Source organism: Frankia nepalensis, assembly GCF_016786325.1.
Classification (GTDB): domain Bacteria; phylum Actinomycetota; class Actinomycetes; order Frankiales; family Frankiaceae; genus Pseudofrankia; species Pseudofrankia nepalensis.
On sequence record NZ_JADWYU010000191.1, the window covers coordinates 1 to 21,558 of the forward strand.

Consider the following 21,558-nt stretch of genomic DNA (forward strand, 5'->3'; position numbering starts at 1 on the left):
CCACACCCCCCAAACCCCCATTTCTGCCTGTCTCGGGGGCGCGGAGATGTGTATCAGAGCCAGGGGACGGGCCCGCCGCCCTTGCCGCCCCCGCCGGGTCAGGACCGGGTACGCCCGCCGCGCGGCACGTCGCGGAACGCGACGCCGTGGTCGGGCGCCGGTTCCCTGGGCATCCCCAGCAGGCGCTCGCTGATCACGTTCCGGGCGATCTCCGTGGTACCGCCGGCGATCTCGGCGATCTGCCGGATCAGGTAGTCCAGGCCCTTGCCGCCGCCCGCGCCGTCGTCCTCGGTCCATGCCACGCCGGCGGCACCGGCGATCTCATAGGCGGCGGTGTCGCGCCGCACGCCGGCGAAGCCGGCCAGCAGCCGGGCGACCGCCGAGGACTGCGGGTGCATCCTGCCCGACGCGATCCCCTGGGCGATCCGCTGGCCCAGGTGGTTCTTCACCACGCTGAGGATCCGCACCTCGCCGATCAGGTCGCGCACCCGCGGGTCGTCGAGCCTGCCCTGGCTCTCGGCGACCGCCACGAGCGGGACGGCGAAGGCGTCGCCGGACTGCTGGGTCTGGCGGGGGGTGGTGGTCAGCGGCGAGTTGTGTGCCATCCGCTCGTGCATCATCCACCGGGTACCGACGGTCCAGCCGCCGTCGACGTCGCCGAGCCGCTCGCTGTCCGGCACCCGGACGTCCGTCATGAACTCCTGGCAGAACTCCTTAGAGCCGTTGAGCATCTCGATCCGGCTGATCTCGATGCCCTCCTGGTGCACCGGGAACATGAAGACGGTGAGCCCGCGGTGCTTCGGCACGTCCCAGTTGGTGCGGGCCAGGCACAGCGCCCAGTCGGACCACCAGGCGCCGGTGCTCCAGACCTTGGAGCCGGTCAGCAGCCAGTCGTCGCCCTCCCGCACCGCGTTGGTCAGCGCGCCGGCAACGTCGGAGCCGCTCGACGGCTCGGACAGGAACTGGATCCAGATCTCCTCGCCGCGCAGGATCGCCGGCAGGTGGCGCAGCTTCTGCTCGTGGGTGCCGAACTCCAGGATGACCGCGGCGCACGGGACGAGCGTCGGCACCTGGAACCGGTGCGGGTACTCGTAGCCGCTGATCTCGGCGTCGAACGCCTCCTGGTGCGCCGGGGTGAGCCCCTGCCCGCCGTACTCCCGGGGGAAGCAGATGCCGGCGAGGCCCGCGTCGAACAGCATCCGCTGCAGCTCCCGGTCGCGGGCGACCCCGGCCAGCTCCTCCTCGTCGGTCGGCGTCACCCGCAGCGAGCGGAACCCGTGGTTCGGCTTCAGGTTGGCCCGGATCCACTGGCGCGCCCGCAGCCGGAAGCTCTCCACGTCCTCCAGCTCGCCACCGGCCGGGACGGCGACCGGCCGCTCGGCGCTCTCGGCGGCCCGTGCCCCTGGCTCCGCCCCGGTCGAGACCTCGGGCTCGGCCTCAGGCTCGGGCAGCGAGGTGGCCTGGGCCCTGGCCTGGGCGACGACGACGTCGCTGACGAGGCGGCGGTGCTCCTCGGGCGCGCCGAACAGGGAGCGGTTGACGGTATGCCGCCGCAGGTAGAGGTGCAGGTCGTGCTCGGAGGTGACGCCGATGCCGCCGTGGATCTGCACGCAGTCCTGCATCAGGTCGCCGCCGCGCTCGCCGGTGAGCGCCTTGGCGACGCTGACCAGCTCATCGGCCTCCGGCGAGCGGGCCTCGACGGCGGCCGCGGCCGCGTCGGCGGCCGCGTGGCCGGCCTCGAGCCAGAGCTTCATGTCCGCGAACCGGTGCTTGAGCTCCTGGTAGGAGGCCAGCGGCCGGCCGAACGCGTAGCGGTCGAAGGCCCAGTCGACGGTCAGGTCGAACGCCCGCTGCATCGCGCCGACCGACTCGGCGGCGAGCAGGACGAGCGCGAGCTGGCGCTGGCGGCGCACGTCCTCGTCGGCGCCGCCGAGCGCGCCGACGAGGGCCGCCCTGGGCAGCCGGACGCCGTCGAAGGTGGCGACCGAGAACCGCCGGGTCAGGTCCAGCCCGCGCATCGGGGTGAGCGTCAGGCCCGGGGTGTCGACGGGCACCAGCACCTGGGTGAGCCCGGCGTCGGTGCGCCCGGTCACCAGCAGGTGGGCGGCGGTCCCCGCGTCCTCGACGGGGCGCTTCACGCCGTCGAGGACGACCTCGTCGCCGTCGGGCCGGACCGTCAGCGTCACGGCGCCGAACCGGTCGTTCGGCGGCGGCTCGGCGAACGCCCACGCGGCGGTCGCCTCGCCGGCGAGCAGCGCGTCCAGCGCGCCGGAGTGCGCCGCGCCCGCGTCGCCGGCGGTCAGCGCGGCGGACAGCGCCGCGGCGACGAGGTTGGTCGGGACGAGCGGGCCGGGGGCGGCCCGGGTGCCGAACTCGTAGGCGAGCAGGCTCAGGTCGACCAGCGGCTGACCGCTCACGCTCCCGCCGCCGAGCTCCTCGCCGACGAGCAGCGAGGTCCAGCCGAGTTCCGCGCCGGCACGCCAGTAGTCGCGGGAGAACCCGGCATCGTCGTCCTGCAGGCGGCGCAGCGCGTCAGGGGGTGCCTCACGCTCCAGGTAGCGCGCGGTCGTGTCCCGGAGGATCTCCTGTTCGGGAGTCAGGTGGATCAGCATGCTGTCGACATTCCAGCTCGTGGGCGCCGGCCCGGCCATTTTGATTCATAATCCACGTACGCAATCTACGGTCGTCCGAGGCGACGCGCCATGGTCCCGCGCCCGCCCACCCGAAGCCGACGATCGCCGTATACAGGGAAGAGCCTGATACGGCGCCGAAGCCCGGCGCCTGTAGAAACAAGGATCACACCAGCGTCGAGCCGCTCGACCCGACCGTCACCCGAGGACCGCCGCCGTGCCGCCCACTCGAACCGTCAAGCTCGCGAAGGCGAGCAACGCCGTCGTCGACTACATCCTGGAGGAGATCTTCGAAGGTCGGCTGCGCGGCGGCCAGCGCGTCGACCTCGTCGAGGTCGGCGACACCCTGGGCCTGTCCCGCAGCCCGGTCCGGGAGGGCCTGGTCATGCTGGAGCGGGACGGGATCGTCTCGATCCGCCCGCACCGGGGCGTGTTCGTCGAGCCGTTCGACGCCGAGTCCGTGCTCGACGACTTCGAGGTCATCGGCCTGCTGTCCGGCGTCGCGGTGTCGCGGCTCGCCAGCCGGCGTGACCCCGCGGTCGTCGCCGAGCTCGAGCACCTCATCGCCGAGCTGAAGGCCGCGGGCTCGACCGCGCGGATCGGCGAGCTCGTGCAGCAGATCTTCCGCACCCAGCACCGCGCGGGCGGCTCCCGGCGGCTGCGCGCCGAGCTGCGCGCCTTCGCCGGCTTCGTGCCGTGGGTCTTCCGCTTCGAGAGTGGCATGACCAGCGAGGAGATCATCCGCGAGCAGGAGGAGGTCCTCGCCGCGATCGTCGCCGGCGACAGCGAGGCCGCCGCCCGCCACCGCGCCGCCCACTTCCGTGCCGCCGGCGAGCGCGTCGTCGCCGCCCTCGGCGCCCGCGGCATCCTCTGATCCCGGGGCCGGGCCGGCGGGGTCAGGTCTCGGCCAGGCCGCCCATCTGGTGGCCGCCGTCGACGGAGAGCACCTGGCCGGAGATGTACGAGGCGGCGTCACTCGCGAGGAAGACGATCGCCTGGGCCACCTCGTCGGGCCGGCCGACCCGGCCGAGCGGGGTGCCGGCGGCGATGTCGCCCGGGTCGATGCCGGCGACGTCCCACGCCGCCGCCGCCCGCTCGGAGGCGATCCCACCCACCGCCACGCAGTTGGACCGGATGCCGTAGGGCCCCCACTCGGCCGCGGTCACCTTGGTGAACATCTGCAGCGCGGCCTTGGCCGAGGCGTAGTGCGCCCCGCCCCGCACGCCGTAGACCCCGGCGTCGGAGGAGACGTTGACGATCGCGCCGGAGCGCTGCTCGAGGAAGTGCCTGCCGGCCTCACGGGCGCAGAGGTAGGCCGCGCGCACGTTGAGGTCGAAGCTCGCGTCCCAGCCCTTGGTCGGCAGGGTCCGCAGCGGTCCCATCCGGGTTCCGCCGGCGTTGTTGACGAGGATGTCGACCCGGCCGAGCTCGGCGACGGCGCGCTCGACGAGCGCGGCGACCTGCTCCTCGTCCTTGATGTTCGTCGGCACCGGCAGGCAGCGGCGGCCGGTGGCGTCGCGGACGGCGGCCGAGGTGCGTTCCAGGTCGGCGACGGTGCGGGCGGCGATCGCGACGTCGGCGCCGTGGGCCGCGAGCAGCCGGGCGGTGGCCGCGCCGATCCCGGTCCCGCCACCGGTCACGATCGCGACGCGGCCGGTCAGGTCGTAGGGGGCGTCCATATGCGAGAACCTCGATCTCCCGGGTCGGCTGTTTCCAGGTGAGCTGGCATTCCAGGCGGCTAGGCGGCGGTTCGCCAGTCGACGGCTGGCCGGTCCGCGACCGGCTGCTCGGCGCCGGGACCGTCAGCGCCAGTAGCGGGCGGTGGACGCGTGGGCCAGCCGGCAGAACTCGGGAACCGGGAGCTGGCGCAGCTCGGCGGACAGCACCTCGACGCTCACCAGACCGTCGAAGCCACGCTCCAGCAGCGTCGAGGCGAACCGTTCCAGGTCGAACTCGCCGTCGCCCGGCATGACGCGGCGGTGCAGCGTCTCGGAGAACCCACTGCCGACGGGCGGCGGGGCGTCGTCGAACTGGATGTAGGCAATCTCGTCCAGTGGGATCGCCGAGAGCTCGGCCCAGGTGCTCTTCCCTCGGAAGAAATGCCACGTGTCGATCAGCACCCCGGACCGCTCGGCGCCCGCCGCGGCCACCACCTCCCGGGCCGCGGAGATCGTCCCGACGGGGCCCAGCGGGCTGAACTCCACCGCGAGGCCGGCACCGGCCTCGGCGAGCATCTCGGCGCACCGGCGGATGACCGGCGCGGTCTCGGCGGACAGGCCCGCCCGGAACCCGGCCAGCACCCAGCGCGCGCCGACGGTGGCCGCGGCCTCGGCGAGCTGGCCGGCCTGCGCCAGCGTCGCCTCCGCGTCGTCGCCGACCAGCAGCGCCAGCAGCTCGTGGCAGCGCGTCCCGGCCGCCGCGAGCGTCTTCGCGCCGGCCGCGTCGGCGCGCCCGGCGGCCAGGCCCACCGCGGTGAACCCGGCGCCGGCCGCGGCCCCGACGAGGCCGGGAACGTCGATCTCCCGCCGGGAGTCGGGAGTCAACGCGATCTCGACCGCCATGAGCGCTCCTCACTGCCGACCGTGTGACACGACCGGTGTGGCAAGACCCGCGCGGACACGGCCCCGCGTCACACCGACGCCCCCAGAATCGCGGCAGCAGCCTGCCAGAAGCGACCGATACGACGGTCCGTCAGGCGGGCTGGCGGGGCATGACGGTTACGGAGGGGACGGTGCCGCGGCAGCGCAGCACGCTGTCGACGACACGCGCCAGCTCGGCCACGTCGAGGAGGGCCCCGGTCGCGTAGCCGAGGCGGTGCCAGATGGGGTGGTACTTGGCGGCGTAGGCGAGGTCCCAGTCATTGGCGAACTCGGTGCGCCCATAGCCGTCGCCGCCGGCGCAGTCGCCGACGACGACGCGGGTGAAGCCGACTTCCGGGTGCTCGGTCCGGTACGCCTCGACGAGCTTGTCGAGCGCGGCCTTGCTCACCGCGTAGGCGGCGAACCCGGGCCAGACCGGGGTGTGCGAGGCACTGATCGACGACAGATAGGCGGCCACGCCGCCGGCGGCCTTCAGATGCGGCAGCGCGGCGGCGGTGACGAGGGCCGCGCCGGTGACGTTGGTGTCGAAGGCGCGGCGCCAGGTGGCCGCGTCGACCTTCTCGACCGGAGACAACGGGCCGATGCCGGCGCAGTAGACGAGGGCGTCGAGGCCGCCGAGGCCGGCGACGGCCTCCTCGACCGCCGCCGCGGCGGACGCCTCGTCGGTGACATCGCAGGCGATGGCGAGCGTGCCGGGGCCCGCTTCCTTCGCCGCGTCCACCAACCGCTCGCGCCGGCGGGCAAGTAAGGCGACCTGGTCGCCCCTTTGGCCGAGATCGACGCCGATACACCGACCGAGCCCGCTGGACGCACCGACCACCGCAACCTTCACCTGGCACTCCTTCTAAATGGGGACGGGTAACTTCTCGTGGCCGCGGCCGGCGCTGGTGCGCGGGCGGACGGCGCTCGCGTGGTTGGCGTGCCAGGCGGGAATCGGCGCGGCGCCTCCTGGGCGGAGACCCGCCACCCGGCAGCACGACGGTAGGCCGCGACTTCGACCAAGACAAGTGAACGCACACTTCACGAGCGGTCCACTGGACCGCCCGTGAAGCCGGGCATCGCCACTCCCCGTTGCCGCTGCCGTCGCCGCCCCCGGTTCCCGGTACCCGACCCGGGAGAGCTCGGCCACCGGGAACCTGGGGCTCAGGCGAGAAGCGGGGTCTCAGGCCAGGGACAGGCCGATGATCGGGGGCAGGTCGAGCGTGGTGCGGATGCCGGGAGCGGCGGCGACGACGGCCGCGATCGCGTTGACGGGCCGGTTGGCGGTGTAGCTGGGGGTCGTCGCGGCCATCTGCTCGAGCGTGAGCGGGAAGCGCAGGGAGATGTCCAGCGGGGCGTCGCCCTCGACGATCACCCGCCAGCCGGTGTCCTGGAGCTCCCAGTCGACGTCGAGGTCGGTCGTGCAGTACCAGTTGGCCCGGAACTGCAGGAACGGCGTGCCGGCGTGCCGGCCCGTGACCGTGATGCGCTGCGCGGCCACGGTCCCGGCGCGGATGGTCCCGGCGGCGATCTCGAGGTCGTTCTTGGCGACGGCGAGCTCGCCGGAGCCGGTGATCTCGTCCAGCGGCTTGCCGACCGCGTCGGCCACCAGGGCCAGCGACGGGCCGAAGGCCTCGCACAGGTGAGCCGCGCGGCGCTCGTCGAACTCCGTCAGTGGCCGGCCGTAGCCCATCAGGTTGAACAGCATGTCCGGCGAGTCGCGCCGCGACATGTCCGCGTACTCGTTGATGACCAGTCGGTCGAGCCGGCGCTGGATCGAGGAGATCACCAGGGGCAGCGCCTCGGAGATGAAGCCGGGGCTGGAGCCGGTCGAGTGGATCGAGGTGCCGCCGGCCGCGCAGGCCTTCTCGACCCGGCCGCGCAGCGCCGGATCGATGCTGGCCGGCCGGTGGAACTCGCCGCGGGTGGTGACGATGTTCGCCCCGGACTCGAGCAGCCGGCACACCTCGTCGACGTCCAGGCGGGCCGGCATGTAGAGGACGCAGTCCGCGCCGAGCGCGACGACGTCGTCGATGCTGGTGGTCGCCGCGACACCGGTGACCGTGTCGAGGCCGGCGAGCTCGCCGGCGTCCTTGCCGGCCTTGTCCGCGCTGTAGACGTAGAGGCCGACGAGCTCGAGCGCCGGGTGCTCGATGACGGCCCGCAGCGACCGGGTGCCGATGTTCCCGGTCGCCCACTGGACGACGCGTAACGGGGCCTGGGCGATGTCCTGGGTCGTGCTCAAGCGTCTGCCCTCCGCAGTAGGAACGCGCCGCCGGGTGCGCCACCGCCGGTGGAGACGACCGCGGTGCGGGCGTCGGCGACCTGGCGAGGGCCCGCCTCGCGGCGCAGCTGGGTGATTGCCTCGTAGAAGAAGCCGAAGCCGTGCAGCCGGCCCTCGGAGAGCTGGCCGCCGTGCGGGTTGAGGGGGAGGTCGCCGTCGAGCGCGATGCGGCGGCCCTTGTCCAGCCAGTCCTTCGCCTCACCGATTCCGCAGAACCCGAGGCTCTCCAGCCAGGAGATCGCGTTGAAGGTGAAGCCGTCGTACAGGCACGCGAGGTCGATGTCGGCGGGACGCAGGTCGGTCCTCGTCCACAGATGCGTCGCCGGGCCCATCACGAGCGGCTCATGGGTGATCGTGCCCTGGTCCCAGCTGATCCGCTCGTTGACCTGGGTACCGACCGCCTCGACCCGGATCGCGGGCTTGGGCAGGTCGGCGGCCGTGTCGGCGGCCGAGACGATGACCGCCACGGAGCCGTCGCAGGGCACGTCGCAGTCGTAGAGCCCGAACGGCGTCGAGATCATCCGCGCGTTCATGTAGTCGTCGAGGGTCATCGGGGCGCGATAGATCGCGTCCGGGTTGCGCCCCGCGTTCGCCCGGCCGTTGAGCGCGATGGCCGCGAGCATCTCCCGGTCGGCGCCGTAGCGGTGGAAGTACTGGCTCGCGCACAGCGCGATCCAGCCCGCCGCGGACATCGCGCCGAACGGCGCGCGCCACTCCTGCCAGCCGGAGACCCGGCCGCCCCCGCCCGCGCCACCCGCGTGCCGGAACGACGACTCCCAGACGGTCCGGAAGCACAGCACGTGCCGGCACAGGCCGGCCGACACCGCCAGCATCGCCTGGAGGATCGCCCCGCCCTGGCCGGGCAGGTCCATGCCGCCGTTGATCCAGGTGGGCCGGATCCGCAGCGCCTCCTCGACGGCGGTGACCCCGCCCTCGCTCATGCCCATGCCCGCCGGGCCGGGGTAGGTCGACAGGCCGTCGATGTCCTCGACCCGCAGGCCGGCGTCCGCGATGGCGGCGAGGCTCGCGTCGACGGTGAGCGACAGCGGCTCGATCCCCAGCCGGCGCCCGACCTTCGAGCGGCCGATGCCGGAGAGGACCACCCGGTGCTCGAACCGGTCGTCGGACAGCGGCCGGCGCACGGGCGGCAGGCTCGGCTCGGCGATCGGGTTGGTCTCGGTCGCCGGGTCGACGGTCGCCGGGTCGGCGAGCGGCTCGAACAGCGGCAGGTAGACGTCCTCGGACTGCTCGAAGGAGACGCGGACCCGCTGGCCGACGTGGACCTCACCCGGTGCGCAGCCGACGACGTTCGTGGTGAGCCGGACGTCCGGGCTCTCGTCGAGCGCGACGATCGCGATCACATAGGGCGGCGTGAAGTCGGGGTGCCACTGCTGGACGTTCACGGTGACGCCGACGACGGTCGCCAGCCCCGACACCTCGGTCGGGGCGTGGGCGCGGCTCCGGCACGACGGGCAGATCGGCACCGGCGGGTGGACAAGCGTGCCGCAGTCCTGGCAGCCCTGGATCCGCAGCTTGCCGTCGGCTCCCGACGTCCAGAACCACTCGTTCGCCGGCGTCAGCGCGGGGAGAGGCCGCATCGCAGCTCCTTGTCGCCTCATGGTCAGGTCGCCTCGGGACGTGTCGCACCGTGAGTGGTACCACGTTTTCAACGTCGACGTCGAAACAAGAGTGATCGGCTACGCGCCGAAGCGGATACACTGCGTGGCGCCATCGGGTCATCGACGTACGCACTACACTGTTGACGGCTGGGGTAATGACTGGGGTGACAGCTGGCCTGGTTCGTTCAGCCGCGGCGGAGCCGACCAGGATGGCGGCGGAACAGGAGCGGGCATTGACGACGGCGGTGCCGGTTGACCGCGAGAAGCCGGGCGGACCGCGCTCTCGGAAGGGCGTGGCGACCCGCGCGCGGCTCCTGGAAGCGGCCAAGGCCGTATTCGAGGAAGACGGTTTCCTCGAGGCCCGGATCTCCGACATCGCCGACCGCGCGGGGCTGTCGCACGGCTCCTTCTACCACTACTTCGACTCCAAGGAACAGATCTTCCGCGAGGTCGCGAACGAGCTCTCGGACCTGTTGCACGCCCCGCTGAGCACCGCGATCTTCGACCACACCTCCACCGCGTCCCCGCAGGAGCGGATCCGGGCCGGCAACCGCCGTTTCCTGGAGGACTACCGGCGGGAAGCCCGGATCATCGGCGTCATCGAGCAGGTCTCCCGCTACGACGAGCACCTGAACACGGTTCGGTTCGAGCACCAGAAGCGCGACCGTGAGCGCATCGCCAACTCCATCGCGCAGTTGCAGCGGCGCGGCTGGGTCGACCCCAGCCTCAACCCGCTGATCGCCGCGTCGGCGCTCGGCGCGATGGTCACGAGGTTCGCCGAGATGTGGCTCGTCCAGGGGCTGTTCGACACCGATTTCGACGAGGGCGCCGAGCAGTTGACCCGACTCTTCCTGAACGCGCTGCACCTGCGCGACAAGCCGACGCGCGCCGACGTCCCGGAGTAGGCCGGCGCCGGCTCGTGCCGGTCGCCGTCGGCCTGTCGCAACAATTCCGACTCTGACGTCAACGTCGTACACTGACCCTGCTCCGGGACCTCTCGGCCATGTCGGGAAGGGTTCGGTGGCGGTCCCAGGACGGTGCTCGCGGCGTCGTACCGACCCGGTCCGCCACGAGGCCCGGCGGAACGCGCGCCCGCCCTCCCGGCGGCGCGCGGCCGGGCGAACGCGCTCCGCCAGGCCAGGAGCCTCCCGTCGCCGACTGTCCCCACGTCCCCATCACCATCGCCAACCGACGTCGACGCCACCAGCGAAGACGTCAACACCACCAGCGAAAGTGAGCGCACATGCGAACGGTTGTGGTCGGCGCCTCCAGCGGGTTAGGACGTGCCATCGGGGTCGCGCTCGGCCAGCGCGGCGGGCAGGTCGCGCTGCTCGCCCGGCGCAAGGACCGGCTCGACGACGCGGTCGCCGAGGCGGGCTCCGGCGCGGTCGCGGTCGCGTGCGACGTCACCGACCAGCCGTCCGTCAAGGCCGCGATCGACGAGGCCGCGACCGCGATGGGCGGGATCGACTCGGTCGTCTACGCCACCGGGGTCGGCGTGCTCAAGCGGCTGGTCGACCTCGACACCGCGACCTGGCACCACGTCTTCGACACCAACGTCATCGGCGCCTCGCACGTCACGGCCGCGGCGATTCCCTACCTGACCGAGAACAAGGGTGTCGTGGCCTTCCTGTCGTCGATCACCGGCTCGGTCACCGAGCCGTGGCCGGGGCTCGGCTCGTACGCGGTCAGCAAGGCCGCGCTCGACAAGCTGATCGAGGCCTACCGGGTCGAGTACCCGACGGTCGGCTTCACCCGGGTGACGGTCGGCAACTGCGTCGGCGGCGAGGGCGGCTCCGGCACCGAGTTCCCGTTCAGCTGGGACCCGGAGCTGGCCGCCGCGGTGCACCCGATCTGGTTCCAGCGTGACTACGTCAACTCGGACTTCGTCCAGATCGAGGACCTGATCAACGTCGTGCACGCCGTCATCACCAGCGGCGCGGCGCTGAAGTACGTGGTCGTCGACGCGCGCCGCTCGGTCCCCCTCCCGCTCGGCGTCCCCACCCAGAACACCCCGGCCTGAGCGGGCCGGCCCACCGCCTCCCACGGAAACGGCCGCCAGGATCTCCTGGCGGCCGTTTCCGTCGTCTTCCGTCGTCCGCGCCGTCGATAGCCGTCGGCCGCGTCGAGGCGGCTTTCCGGGGACCCGCTCAGCCGGCCGGGGCGAAGGCCCGCGTGACGATGCCGGTGGCCTCGGCGGCGGGGCCCGACCAGGTGACGTGGCCGTGGCCGAGCACCGCGACCCGGTCGCACAGCCGCAGCGCGTGGCCGACGTGCTGCTCGACGATGAGCAGCGAGACGCCCTCGGCGCGCAGCCGGGCGAGGCTCGCGTACAGCTCCCCCACGATCTTGGGGGCCAGCCCGAGGGAGAGCTCGTCGGCGACGAGCACCTTGGGCTTCTCGACCAGGACCCGGGCCATCGACAGCATCCGCTGCTCGCCACCCGACATGGTCCCGGCGAGCTGCTTGCGGCGCCGGCCGAGCACCGGGAACGCCTCGTAGGCGAGCTCCAGGCCGCCGCGCACCCCGCCGCGGCCGCGGGCCCGGCGGAACGACAGCGTCAGGTTCTCCTCGACCGACAGCGTCGCGAAGACCGACCGTCCCTCGGTCGCGTGCGCGATGCCGGCGCGCGCGAAGTGGTACGGCTTGGCCCTCGCCGCGGTCAGGTCCGCCCCGTCGACGAGGACCCTGCCCGCCGAGGGCGTCACCAGGCCCGACACGACCCGGGCGACCGTGGTCTTGCCCGCGCCGTTGGAGCCCACCAGCGCCAGCGCCTCGCCCCTGGCCAGGGTCAGCGAGACGTCGAAGAGCGCGCGGAACGGCCCGTAGGCGGCCGACACGGAGGCCAGCTCGAGAACGGGGGCCTCGCCCCGCGCGGGACGGCCCGCCGCCGCCCGGGTCACCGCCGCGGTCACTTCGCCACCTCCACGTCAGCGTCGCCGGCGTCCACCTCGAGGTCGTGGAGCTCGGCCAGCTCGGACTCGTCGAGCTCCGACTCGGCGACCTCGAAGTCGCCGAGGTAGGCCGCGCGGACCACGTCGCTCGCGAGGATCTCACGGGTCGGGCCCTCGGCGATCAGCCGGCCGAAGTCGAGCACGTAGGACCGGGTGGTGAAGTTGCTGACCAGCTCGACGTCGTGCTCGACGAGCAGGATCGAGAAGCCCTGCTCGGCCTGGACGTCCTCGAGGGTCTTGGCCAGCGCCGCCACCTCGGGCCGGTCGAGGCCCGAGGAGGGCTCGTCGAGCAGCAGCAGCTTCGGCTCGGTCATCAGCGCCCGGCCGACCTCGACGAGCCGGCCCTGCCCGAGGCTGAGCCGCTCGATCGGCTCCTCGGCGAGGCCGCCGAGGCCGAGCAGCTCGAGGACCTCGTCGCAGCGGGCGAGCTCCTCCTTGCTGGGGCCGCCTCGGCCAATGACGTCCTTCCACAGCCGCCCGCTCCCTCGCCGCACCCGTTCCGCGATGAACAGGTGGTCGCGCACGGTGCAGTCCGGGAACAGCTCGATGCGCTGGAACGTGCGCCCCAGTCCCAGCTTGGCGCGCTTGTGCAGGGGCAGCCGGGTGGCGTCGGTACCGGCGATCTCCACCGTGCCGCCGTTGGTCGGGATCACTCCGAGCAGGCAGTTGAAGAACGTCGTCTTGCCGGCGCCGTTCGGGCCGATCAGACCGACCCGCTCGCCCTCGTTGATCTGCATGCTCACGTCATGCAGCGCGGTGATGCCGGCGAACTTCTTGGTGATGCCGCTCGCGCGCAGCACCGGGGCCCCAGTCGACACCGGGGATCCTGTCGACACGGGGCCTCCAGTGGCCACAGTCGGGGTCATCGGCCCTTGCCCTCCGTCCGCGCCGCCGGGGCGTCGTTCGGCGCGGCGTCGGCCGCGGCGCGGTTCGCGCCTATGGTGACCGGTTCAGGCACGGCGGTCGCCGTCGATCTGCCGGCGCCGCCCCGGGGCCCGCCGCCGGTGGCCGCGACCGCGGCCGGCGCGGAGCCTCCGCCGGCGTCGGGAGCGACGGGCAGCGGACGGAAGCGGGTGAACAGCTTCTCCACCAGCGAGGGCTTGGACGAGCTCCGCTCCGCCAGGCCCTCCGGGTGGCGGGCGAACTGGATCGCCGCCAGGCCGAACAGCACGTACATCCACTTGCTGGGGAACGGCCACAGCGAGATCGGGCCGAGGTGGTCGGGCAGGTTGTCCGTGCCGCCGATGAACCAGCCGAACAGCGAGCCGACGAAGACCAGCTCGGCGAACAGCGAGAACGCCGCGGCCGCGGTCAGCGCTCCCTTGATGGAGCGCGCGCCGAGGACGACGACGAGGACCACCCAGAACATCGCCGCGAACGGCTTGAAGTTGTTGTCGTAGTCGACGCCCTCGTTCAGCATCGCGAGTACCGAGCCACCGAGGCCGGCGATGAACGCCGACACGGCGAACGCCACGAGCCGGGCCCTGGCCGCGGAGATGCCGATCGAGCCGGACGCCAGCTCGCTGCCGCGCAGCGCCACCAGGGTCCGGCCGAAGGTGCCGCGTGAGAGGGCGGAGACGGCGAGCGCGGCGACGACGAGCACGAGCACCGCGAACACCAGGAAGTACTTGTCGTTCGCCAGGTCCCACGGGCCGAGCAGCGGCCGGGGCACGTCCGTGCCCTGGAGCGCGGCGGCGTCGCCGCCGCCGATCCAGGACAGCTTCACGCCGACGGCGTCGAAGGCGTAGGCGAACGCCATCGTCGCGATCGCCACCCAGATGCCGCCGAGACGCCGGACCGGAAGCGCGAGGACGGCGGCCACGGCGGCCGCGATCAGCGCGCCGACCAGCGCCGCCACTATCACCGACAGGTTGTAGCGCTCGACCAGCTGGTAGACCGTGAATGCGCCGATCGCCGCGAACGTGCCTTGGCACAGCGAGATCTGCCCGGCCATGCCGGTGATGACCACGATGGACAGGAAGATGATCGCGATCGCGACCGCCTGGGTCACCAGGTAGACCCACAGCTCGTTGCCCGCCGCGAGCACGATGATCGCGACGACGAGCAGCGCGGCCAGCGAGACGAGCTTCCCGGTCAGCACGGCCCGCGGGTCCCGGACGCGGCGGTACACGGACGCGGGCGGCGGCTCGACGCCGGAGAGCGGGTCGGCCGACTCCCGGGCCTTGCGGATGCTCGGGACCAGCACGACCACGCCGAACAGCACCACGAACGGCACGGATGGCGTCAGGTTGTCCTGCACCATCTTCATCACGCCGCCGTCGCCGGCCCAGCGGGGCAGGAACGTGTTGAGCAGCGCGATCACGATGCCAAGGCTGAGGCCACCGGCCAGGGCCCGCGGCAGGCTGACGAGCAGGCCCACGGCGGCCGCGGCGATCGCGACGACCATGAGGCTGAAGAAGTCGGCGTTCGACAGCGTGTTGAACCGAGGCGCGATGAGCACCCCGGCGAGGCCGGCGAACAGCGACGACAGCGCCCAGGAGAACGCCGAGACCCGGTCGGCGGCGATACCGTTGAGCTCGGTCATCTTCGGGCTCTCGACCACGGCGCGCATCCGCAGGCCCAGGTCACCGAAGCGGAACAGCGCGCCGAGCGCGAGCACCGCGACGACGGCGACGCCCATCTGGACGAGCTCGTCACGGCTGAACGAGTAGATCCCGAACGGGTCGTAGAAGACGTTCGCCCCGTCGGGGACGATGCCCTCGGGAGTCGCCCCCGACTTGGGCTCGAACCTGAAGACGATGTCGAAGAGGCTGGGGATCGCGACCGCGAGCCCGATGGACACCACCAGCTTCGACACCGCCGACGCCGACCGGAGCGGTCGGAAGATCAGCCGCTCCAGTACCAGCCCCAGAACGGGCGCCAGGACGAAGACGGCCAGGATGACAGCGGGGACCGTCGGCCAGTCCCAGTCCTCCCGCGCCTTGAAGTACATCGCGGCCGACACGTACGCCTGCGCACCGAACGCGAGGTTGAAGACGCCCGAGGTCTTGTAGGTCAGGACGAAGCCCACCGCCACAAGGGCATACACGGCGCCGGGCGGAGTGCCCTGCAATATCGCTTTGAAAAGATCGTGGGCCAAGGACGTGTCGGCCATGACGTGGTTGCCGTCCCGGTTATGTGTTGAAGATGGTCATGAGAAGTCGACCGCGGTCGGCCTGCCGTAGTGCCGATTCGCGTTCGACCAGCAGGTGAACGGCTTGTCGGCCGTGTATCAGCGGCGATCCAACCGTACTCGGCGGTATCCGACAGCTCTGTGTCGGTCTCCCCATCCACTCCGCGAACAGCCCGCCCACGTCTTTCATGGCGTCGTTACCTGTAGACAACCGCTTGACCGGTCTTGTCCTTGCAGAGACCGATCGTCGTCTCGGTGGAGTTCGTACCGTCCTTCGAACTCCACGGGACCGCGCTCCGCGGGACGATGGAGCCCAGTCCGGTGATTTTCTTCACACCAACAATCTCGGCGCGACACCGGTGGTCTCTAACCGAACTAACCCGGAGCGCAGCTTCATCAAGTTGCCCTCTTCATGGCTTGGGATCATCCGGGCTCCGTCAGGCGGCACTGGCCGTACACGACGTACGCGCCAGGCCGCTGACGGAAAACTTTCCGGCTCCTCGTGGTTGGCTGGTGCCGGAACATCCGGCGCCCAGCCAGGCGAGCTCGGCCGGAAATCAGCTCACGGCAGGCACCTCGAACACGACGGCGCTCGCCATGCCGCCACCGGCGCACATCGACGACACGGCCACGCCGCCACCGCGGCGACGCAACTCGTGGGTCAACGTGACGATCTGTCGGGTGCCGGTCATGGCGATCGGGTGGCCGAGGCTGCAGCCGCTGCCGAGGATGTTGACGATCTCGTCGTCGATCCCCAGCAGCTTGCAGGCGGCCGCGGGCACCGAGGCGAACGCCTCGTTGATCTCCCAGAGCGTCACGTCCGCGATGCCGAGGCCGGCGCGCTCCAGCGCCTTCGGGATCGCCCTGACCGGGGCGAGGCCGGTCTCCGCCGGCGGGACGCCGACCGACGCCCAGGACCGGATCACCGCGAGCGGCTCGAGCCCGTTCGCCTCGGCGAACGCGCGGGAGGTGAGCACCACGGCGCCCGCGCCGTCGTTGGTGCCCGAGGCGTTGCCCGCGGTGATGCTGAAGCCCTCGATCTCGGGGTGCAGCACCTTGAGCGCGCCCAGCCTCTCCAGGCTGGTGTCGCGACGTGGGTGCTCGTCGGTGTCGAAGGAGAAGGTGGTCCCGTCACGGCGGGTCACCTCGACCGGGACGATCTCCTCCTTGAAGCTGCCCGCGTCGATGCCGGCCACCGCGCGCTGGTGCGAGCGCAGCGCCCAGGCGTCCAGGTCGTGGCGGGACAGCCCGGCCTTCACGGCGGCGTTCCAGCCGACCGTGATGGACATGTCGTAGTTGGGGGCCTCGGGTGTGTTGCGGTGGGTGGGCGAGTACCAGTCGACGACGTCGTCGGTGCCGGGCGCGCGACGCTTGGCCCGCGGCGAGGTGGACGACGAGTTCGTGCCGCCGGCGACGACGACCTTGTCCATCCCGGTCATGATCGAGGCCGCGGCCGTCTGGATCGCCGCCATGCCGGAGGCGCAGTGCCGGTTGTGGGCGACGCCGGGGGCGTTGATGAGGCCGGCCTCGATGGCCGCGTACCTGGCGATGTCCCCACCGCCGTACAGCGCCTCGCCGAGGACGACGTCGTCGACCAGTTCCGGGTCGACGCCGGCCCGGCGGACCGCCTCGCCGACGACCAGGGTCGCCAGCTCGAACGCGTCGACGTCGTTCAGGGATCCCTTACGGGCTGTGCCCACCGGCGTGCGCGCGGTCGAGACGATCACCGCTTCATGCATGTCTACAGCACTCCTCTACTGGCCTGGTGGGACCAGGGCCCCCGCGTGCCGGGTCAGGCATCGAGGGTGCGGGCCCAAGCATAGAAATATTGACGTCGATGTCAAGACAGGCCCACCTCGGACCGCGCGACATCGGTCCTCACAGCAGTGGGCCGCCGGCGCCGTCGACGTTGACGGCGCCGGCGGCGGCACTGTTCCGCCGGAGTTACAGGCGGTGGGTGCCGGCGGACGCCGGCGCCATCGGACGGATCATGCTGTCCTGGACGAAGGAAGCCACCAGGCCGCCATCGGCCCGGAAGACGTCGCCATGGCCGTATCCCCGGCCTCTGCCGGCGTAGGGGCTGCGGTGCGCGAGCAGCAGCCAGTCACCCGCCGGGATGGGCTCGTGGAAGGTGATCGTGTGCGAAAGCACACCGGTGGAGATGGTGCGGTGGGCCTGCGCCTGCCCGACGCCGGCGTGCGGCCGCATGGCCGTCCCGATGAGGAAGCCGTCCGTGCCGAACGCCAGCAGCGCCTGGGCGCTGCCCGCGTCGTCTGGCGCGCCCGGCCAGCGCGTCCACACGTCGAGCTCGGCCGGGCCGACGGCCTCCGGGTCGGAGATGTCGACCCCGCCGACGACGCTGACCTGCCAGGTCCCGGGCGGGTCGTCGGCGCCCTGGCCGCCGTGCCCGCCGAGCCCGGCGGTGTCCTCGGCCCCCGGCTTCGGCGGCTCCAGGCCCGGCCGGGTGTCGCCGTGCCGGATGAAGTCCGGATCGTCGGCGGACAGCAGCACGGTCGACTGGGAGATGACCTTGCCGCCCTGGCTGATCGTGACCGCGCTGCTGGCCATGCTGCGGCCGGAGTGCAGCCGCGTCACCGCGATGTCGAGCGGCGTGTCGGGCCGGCCAGGCCGGGCGAAGACGGTGTGCAGGGTCTTGACCGTCTTGCCGTTCTGGCCGGCCAGAGCCGCGGCGATCGACTGGGCGAGCAGTTGGCCGCCGAAGACCACCACCGGGTTGGGCGAGGGGATGCTGTTCGCGCGGTAGAGGTCCTCGCCGACCGGTTCTAAGACCAGTGAGCCGAGAACCGCGTCAACGGTGAACACGGCCGGGCTACTTGGCCGGGAAGCGCAGAGCGCCGTCGAGGCGAATGTTCTCGCCGTTGAGGTACGGGTTGCGGGCGATCGACTCGACCAGCAGCGCGAACTCCTCCGGCCGGCCCAGCCGCTTCGGGAAGACGATGTCCTTGGTGAGGGCCGCCAGCATCTCCGGGCGGACGCTCTCCATCTTCGGGGTGCCCATCGTGCCGGGGGCGATGCCGCATACCCGGACGCCCAGCGGCGCGAGGTCGCGGGCCATCGGCAGCGTCATGCCCAGGACCGCGGCCTTGGCCGCGCCGTAGGCGATCTGGCCGGTCTGGCCCTCGAGGCCGGCGAGCGAGCCGACGTTGACGATGACGCCACGCTGGCCGAACTCGTCCGGCTCGTTGTCGGCGAAGGCGCCGGCGGCGACGAGGCGGCTCACGTTGAAGGTGCCGGTCGCGTTCATCGCCAGCGTGTCCACGAACACGTTCTTGTCGTGCGGGGTGTTGCCCTTGCCGACGGTCCGGCCGCCGCCGGTCGCGCCGCCGGCGACGTTGACCAGCAGCGAGATCGTGCCGAGCGCCTTGCCAGCCGCGATGGCGGCCGCCACGTCGTCGTCGATCGTCGTGTCGCCGCCGACCGCCGTGACCTGGCTGTCGTCGAACTCCTTGGCGACCGCCTCCGCGGCGTCCGGGAACTTGTCGACGATCACGACCTTCATGCCGAGGCCGACGAGGTGGCGCACCGTCGCCGCGCCGAGCCCGCCGCCGCCGCCGGTCACGATCGCTACGCGTCCGTTCAGGTCCAACGTCCCAACCCTTCTACGTGTGTACGGGCCTCGACCGTACTGACACCGACGTCAATGTTGGTACACTCACGCCCCGTGACGGTCGCCGAATGTGATGGCCGCCACGGAGGGAGTAGCCAGGTGGCGATCTTCACGATGCGGTTCGATTTCCGCAACCCGCCGATAGCTGGAACCAGCATGGCCGAGCGCTACCAGGCGGCGCTCGAGATGGCCGAGTGGGCCGACCGGCTGGGCTTCTACAGCGTCGCGGTGTCGGAGCACCACACCTCGGACGACGGGTACCTGCCGAGCCCGCTGACCATGTCGGCCGCGCTCGCGGCCCGGACCAGGAACGTCCGGATCATGGTCGCCGCCCTGATCGCGCCGTTCTACGACCCGCTGCGGCTCGCCGAGGACACCGCCGTCCTCGACCATCTGTCCGCGGGCCGCTTCGACCTGGTACTGGCCGGAGGCTACGTGCCGGCCGAGTTCGAGATGCTGGGTGTTCCGTCCAAGGAGCGCGCCAGGCGAGTGACCGAGGTCATCCAGACGCTGCGCCAGGCCTGGACCGGGGAGCCGTTCGAGTACCGAGGGCGCACCGTGCGGGTCACCCCGGCGGCGTACTCCCCCAAGGGACCCGGCATCACCATGGGCGGCAGCTCCGAGGCCGCCGCCCGGCGCGCGGCGCGCCTGGAGATCGGGTTCACCCCGACCGACGGCGGTTGCTGGGAGCACTACCGCGACGAGACCATCAAGCTGGGACGGCCCGATCCCGGGCCGCACTTCGGCCGTTCCGGCACCTTCACCCACGTCGCCAGAGACGTCGACGCGGGCTGGGAGCAGATCGCGCCATACGCGATGCACGAGACCAACGCCTACGGGGCCTGGATCGCCGCCGGCGGGCCCGGTGCCGCGACCACCGTCTTCAGGCCCTGCGAGTCGGCGGACGAGCTGCGCGCGACCGGCCAGTACCGGGTGCTGACTCCGGAGCAGTTCACCGAGGAACTGCGCGCCCAGGGCCCGTTCGCCCTGGGCATCCTGACCCCGATGATGGGCGGCATCCCGCCCGCTATCGCCTGGGAGAGCCTGAAGCTGATCGAGAACGAGGTCATCCCCAACCTGACCGAGCCGGCCGAGGCGAAGGTCCACCCCGCCGCCGGCCGCTAGTCGTCCTCTTTGGCACTCGCTTGATTTGCCCGAGACGGGAATGTAGTTTTCGTCTCAGTAGGGGGCATAACGGGTCGTCGACGACGGAGGCTGCATCACAAGCTGGCATCGTCGGGTTTCCATACCTGTCGGCCTATGGCCTGGCTCGTCAGGAGTAATCACAATCAACTGGGGCCCGCTTGCGGCCCCGGTTGGCGGGGCGTTGCGCACGCCCCATGCCGCCCGCGCGGGGGTGCCCCACACCCCGCGGCGGCGCGGACCGGTTGGAGCGCCACGGCCATGCCGAGCGGGCGCGTCCAGCCGGCGGATCTTATCGTTTCTGCCCTGGAGTGAAGGTCGCGACCGTGACGGAACTGTACTGGGACCCGTACGACAAGGTGATCGACGTCAACCCGTATCCGGTGTGGCACCGGATGCGTGACGAGTCGCCGGTGTACTTCAACGAGAAGTTCGGCTTCTACGCGTTCTCCCGGCACGCCGACGTCGACGACGCGAGCCTCGACCCGGAGACCTACAGCTCGGCCTACGGCACGGTGCTGGAGATCATGGGCGACCAGCCGTACGACAACGGCATGATCATCTTCACCGACCCGCCGTCGCACACGATGATGCGCGTGCTGGTGTCCCGCGGCTTCACCCCGCGGCGGATCGCGAAGCTCGAGGAGCACATCCGCGCGCTGTCCGCCCAGCTGCTCGACCCGTTCGTCGGCACCAGCGGGTTCGACTTCGTCCAGGACTTCTCCGCGATCCTGCCGTCGATGGTCATCTCCGAGCTGATCGGCGTCGACCCGGCGGACCGCGAGGAGGTCCGCAAGCTGATCGACACGACGTTCCACATCGACCCGGAGAAGGGGATGCTCAACGACATCTCCTTCGGGGCCCAGATCAAGCTGCACGAGTACTTCGGCGCGCAGATCGAAGAACGGCGCAAGAACCCGCGCGAGGACGTGATGACCGCGCTCACCGAGGCCGAGATCGGCACGGCCGAGGGCACCCGCCGGCTCACCACCAAGGAGGCCTCGGACTTCACCAACCTCCTGGTCAGCGCCGGCACCGAGACCGTCGCCCGGCTGCTCGGCTGGGCCTGCGCGCTGCTGGCCAAGCACCCCGAGCAGCGCGCCGCGCTGGCCGCGGACTCGTCGCTGCTCCCGGGCGCCGTCGAGGAGACGCTGCGCTTCGAGGCGCCGTCCCCCGTGCAGGGCCGCACCACCACCAAGGAGGTGGAGCTGCACGGCGTGACCATCCCGGAGCACTCCAAGGTGCTGCTGCTGACCGCCTCGGCCAACCGGGACGAGCGCAAGTACCCCGGCGCCGACACGTACGACATCCGGCGCAAGTTCGACAGCCACACCAGCTTCGGCCACGGCCCGCACTTCTGCCTGGGTGCCTCGCTCGCCCGCATGGAGGGCCGGGTCGCGCTGGAGGAGGTTCTCAAGCGGTTCCCGACCTGGGAGATCGACCACGACAACGTGCACCGGCTGCACACCAGCACGGTCCGCGGCTACGAGAAGCTGCCCGTTCTGATCTGACGCCGCGCCGCGACCATGGCCGCCGGTTCGCCCGCCCCGGGCGAGCCGGCGGCCTTCGTCTGAGTGAGGCCGACATC

At 71.8% G+C, this 21,558-nt stretch carries 17 protein-coding genes and 1 pseudogene; 5 read left to right on the top strand and 13 right to left on the bottom strand.

Annotated elements, in window-relative coordinates:
• Window positions 1-98: 98 nt before the first annotated feature.
• Window positions 99-1,346 carry an acyl-CoA dehydrogenase family protein gene (locus tag I6A81_RS44040; protein ID WP_238428377.1) on the bottom strand — a complete coding sequence of 416 codons (1,248 nt, stop codon included), beginning with the start codon at window positions 1,344-1,346 and terminating at the stop codon, window positions 99-101.
• A gap of 153 nt (window positions 1,347-1,499) precedes the next feature.
• Window positions 1,500-2,651: pseudogene (locus I6A81_RS44045) on the bottom strand (acyl-CoA dehydrogenase family protein); the annotation flags it as partial.
• Between the two features lie 196 nt (window positions 2,652-2,847).
• On the opposite strand from I6A81_RS44045, the gene I6A81_RS28840 reads away from it, so the two are divergent.
• Window positions 2,848-3,504 (top strand): GntR family transcriptional regulator, encoded by a 657-nt coding sequence (locus I6A81_RS28840; protein ID WP_203000417.1) that lies wholly within the window; start codon window positions 2,848-2,850, stop codon window positions 3,502-3,504.
• A 22-nt stretch (window positions 3,505-3,526) separates the two neighbouring features.
• On the opposite strand, the gene I6A81_RS28845 is transcribed toward I6A81_RS28840, so the two are convergent.
• The 5 genes from I6A81_RS28845 to I6A81_RS28865 all read right to left on the bottom strand — a co-directional run bounded on the left by I6A81_RS28845 (window position 3,527) and on the right by I6A81_RS28865 (window position 9,091).
• Entirely contained in the window at window positions 3,527-4,309 is a 783-nt protein-coding gene (locus I6A81_RS28845) for an SDR family NAD(P)-dependent oxidoreductase (RefSeq protein WP_203000415.1), read from the bottom strand.
• Between the two features lie 123 nt (window positions 4,310-4,432).
• Window positions 4,433-5,191 carry a sugar phosphate isomerase/epimerase family protein gene (locus I6A81_RS28850; protein ID WP_203000413.1) on the bottom strand — a complete coding sequence of 253 codons (759 nt, stop codon included), beginning with the start codon at window positions 5,189-5,191 and terminating at the stop codon, window positions 4,433-4,435.
• A gap of 130 nt (window positions 5,192-5,321) precedes the next feature.
• Window positions 5,322-6,062 carry an SDR family oxidoreductase gene (locus tag I6A81_RS28855; protein WP_203000412.1) on the bottom strand — a complete coding sequence of 247 codons (741 nt, stop codon included), beginning with the start codon at window positions 6,060-6,062 and terminating at the stop codon, window positions 5,322-5,324.
• A gap of 330 nt (window positions 6,063-6,392) precedes the next feature.
• Window positions 6,393-7,454 carry an NAD(P)H-dependent amine dehydrogenase family protein gene (locus I6A81_RS28860; RefSeq protein ID WP_203000411.1) on the bottom strand — a complete coding sequence of 354 codons (1,062 nt, stop codon included), beginning with the start codon at window positions 7,452-7,454 and terminating at the stop codon, window positions 6,393-6,395.
• Entirely contained in the window at window positions 7,451-9,091 is a 1,641-nt protein-coding gene (locus I6A81_RS28865; protein ID WP_203000410.1) for a thiolase C-terminal domain-containing protein, read from the bottom strand. Before I6A81_RS28865 ends, I6A81_RS28860 begins: the two co-directional genes overlap by 4 nt.
• Before the next feature lie 230 nt (window positions 9,092-9,321).
• On the opposite strand from I6A81_RS28865, the gene I6A81_RS28870 reads away from it, so the two are divergent.
• Complete coding sequence (locus I6A81_RS28870) at window positions 9,322-10,017, top strand: TetR/AcrR family transcriptional regulator (RefSeq protein ID WP_238428364.1); 696 nt, start codon at window positions 9,322-9,324, stop codon at window positions 10,015-10,017.
• Between the two features lie 338 nt (window positions 10,018-10,355).
• Window positions 10,356-11,135: an SDR family oxidoreductase gene (locus tag I6A81_RS28875; protein ID WP_203000409.1), complete on the top strand. Its 780-nt coding sequence runs from the start codon at window positions 10,356-10,358 to the stop codon at window positions 11,133-11,135.
• 127 nt (window positions 11,136-11,262) lie between these two features.
• Here I6A81_RS28875 and I6A81_RS28880 read toward each other — a convergent pair whose 3' ends face one another.
• The 6 genes from I6A81_RS28880 to I6A81_RS28905 form a co-directional block, all read right to left on the bottom strand.
• Complete coding sequence (locus I6A81_RS28880) at window positions 11,263-12,027, bottom strand: ABC transporter ATP-binding protein (RefSeq protein ID WP_203000408.1); 765 nt, start codon at window positions 12,025-12,027, stop codon at window positions 11,263-11,265.
• Window positions 12,024-12,884 (bottom strand): ABC transporter ATP-binding protein, encoded by an 861-nt coding sequence (locus I6A81_RS28885; protein ID WP_307874990.1) that lies wholly within the window; start codon window positions 12,882-12,884, stop codon window positions 12,024-12,026. Before I6A81_RS28885 ends, I6A81_RS28880 begins: the two co-directional genes overlap by 4 nt.
• A gap of 44 nt (window positions 12,885-12,928) precedes the next feature.
• Window positions 12,929-15,115 carry an ABC transporter permease gene (locus I6A81_RS28890; RefSeq protein WP_307874991.1) on the bottom strand — a complete coding sequence of 729 codons (2,187 nt, stop codon included), beginning with the start codon at window positions 15,113-15,115 and terminating at the stop codon, window positions 12,929-12,931.
• Between the two features lie 641 nt (window positions 15,116-15,756).
• The gene (locus I6A81_RS28895; RefSeq protein ID WP_203000404.1) at window positions 15,757-16,938 is read right to left on the bottom strand and encodes a thiolase family protein; all 1,182 of its coding nucleotides are present in this window, start codon (window positions 16,936-16,938) and stop codon (window positions 15,757-15,759) included.
• A 205-nt stretch (window positions 16,939-17,143) separates the two neighbouring features.
• Window positions 17,144-18,022: an acyl-CoA thioesterase gene (locus I6A81_RS28900; RefSeq protein ID WP_203000403.1), complete on the bottom strand. Its 879-nt coding sequence runs from the start codon at window positions 18,020-18,022 to the stop codon at window positions 17,144-17,146.
• 7 nt (window positions 18,023-18,029) lie between these two features.
• Complete coding sequence (locus I6A81_RS28905) at window positions 18,030-18,806, bottom strand: SDR family NAD(P)-dependent oxidoreductase (RefSeq protein ID WP_203000402.1); 777 nt, start codon at window positions 18,804-18,806, stop codon at window positions 18,030-18,032.
• A 120-nt stretch (window positions 18,807-18,926) separates the two neighbouring features.
• Between I6A81_RS28905 and I6A81_RS28910 the strand changes: the two genes are divergently transcribed.
• A complete protein-coding gene (locus I6A81_RS28910) occupies window positions 18,927-19,952 on the top strand; it encodes an LLM class flavin-dependent oxidoreductase (RefSeq protein ID WP_307874992.1) in 1,026 nt (341 codons plus the stop codon).
• A 344-nt stretch (window positions 19,953-20,296) separates the two neighbouring features.
• Window positions 20,297-21,481, top strand: a complete 1,185-nt coding sequence (locus tag I6A81_RS28915; RefSeq protein WP_307874993.1) for a cytochrome P450 — start codon at window positions 20,297-20,299, stop codon at window positions 21,479-21,481.
• The last annotated feature ends 77 nt before the right edge of the window (window positions 21,482-21,558 follow it).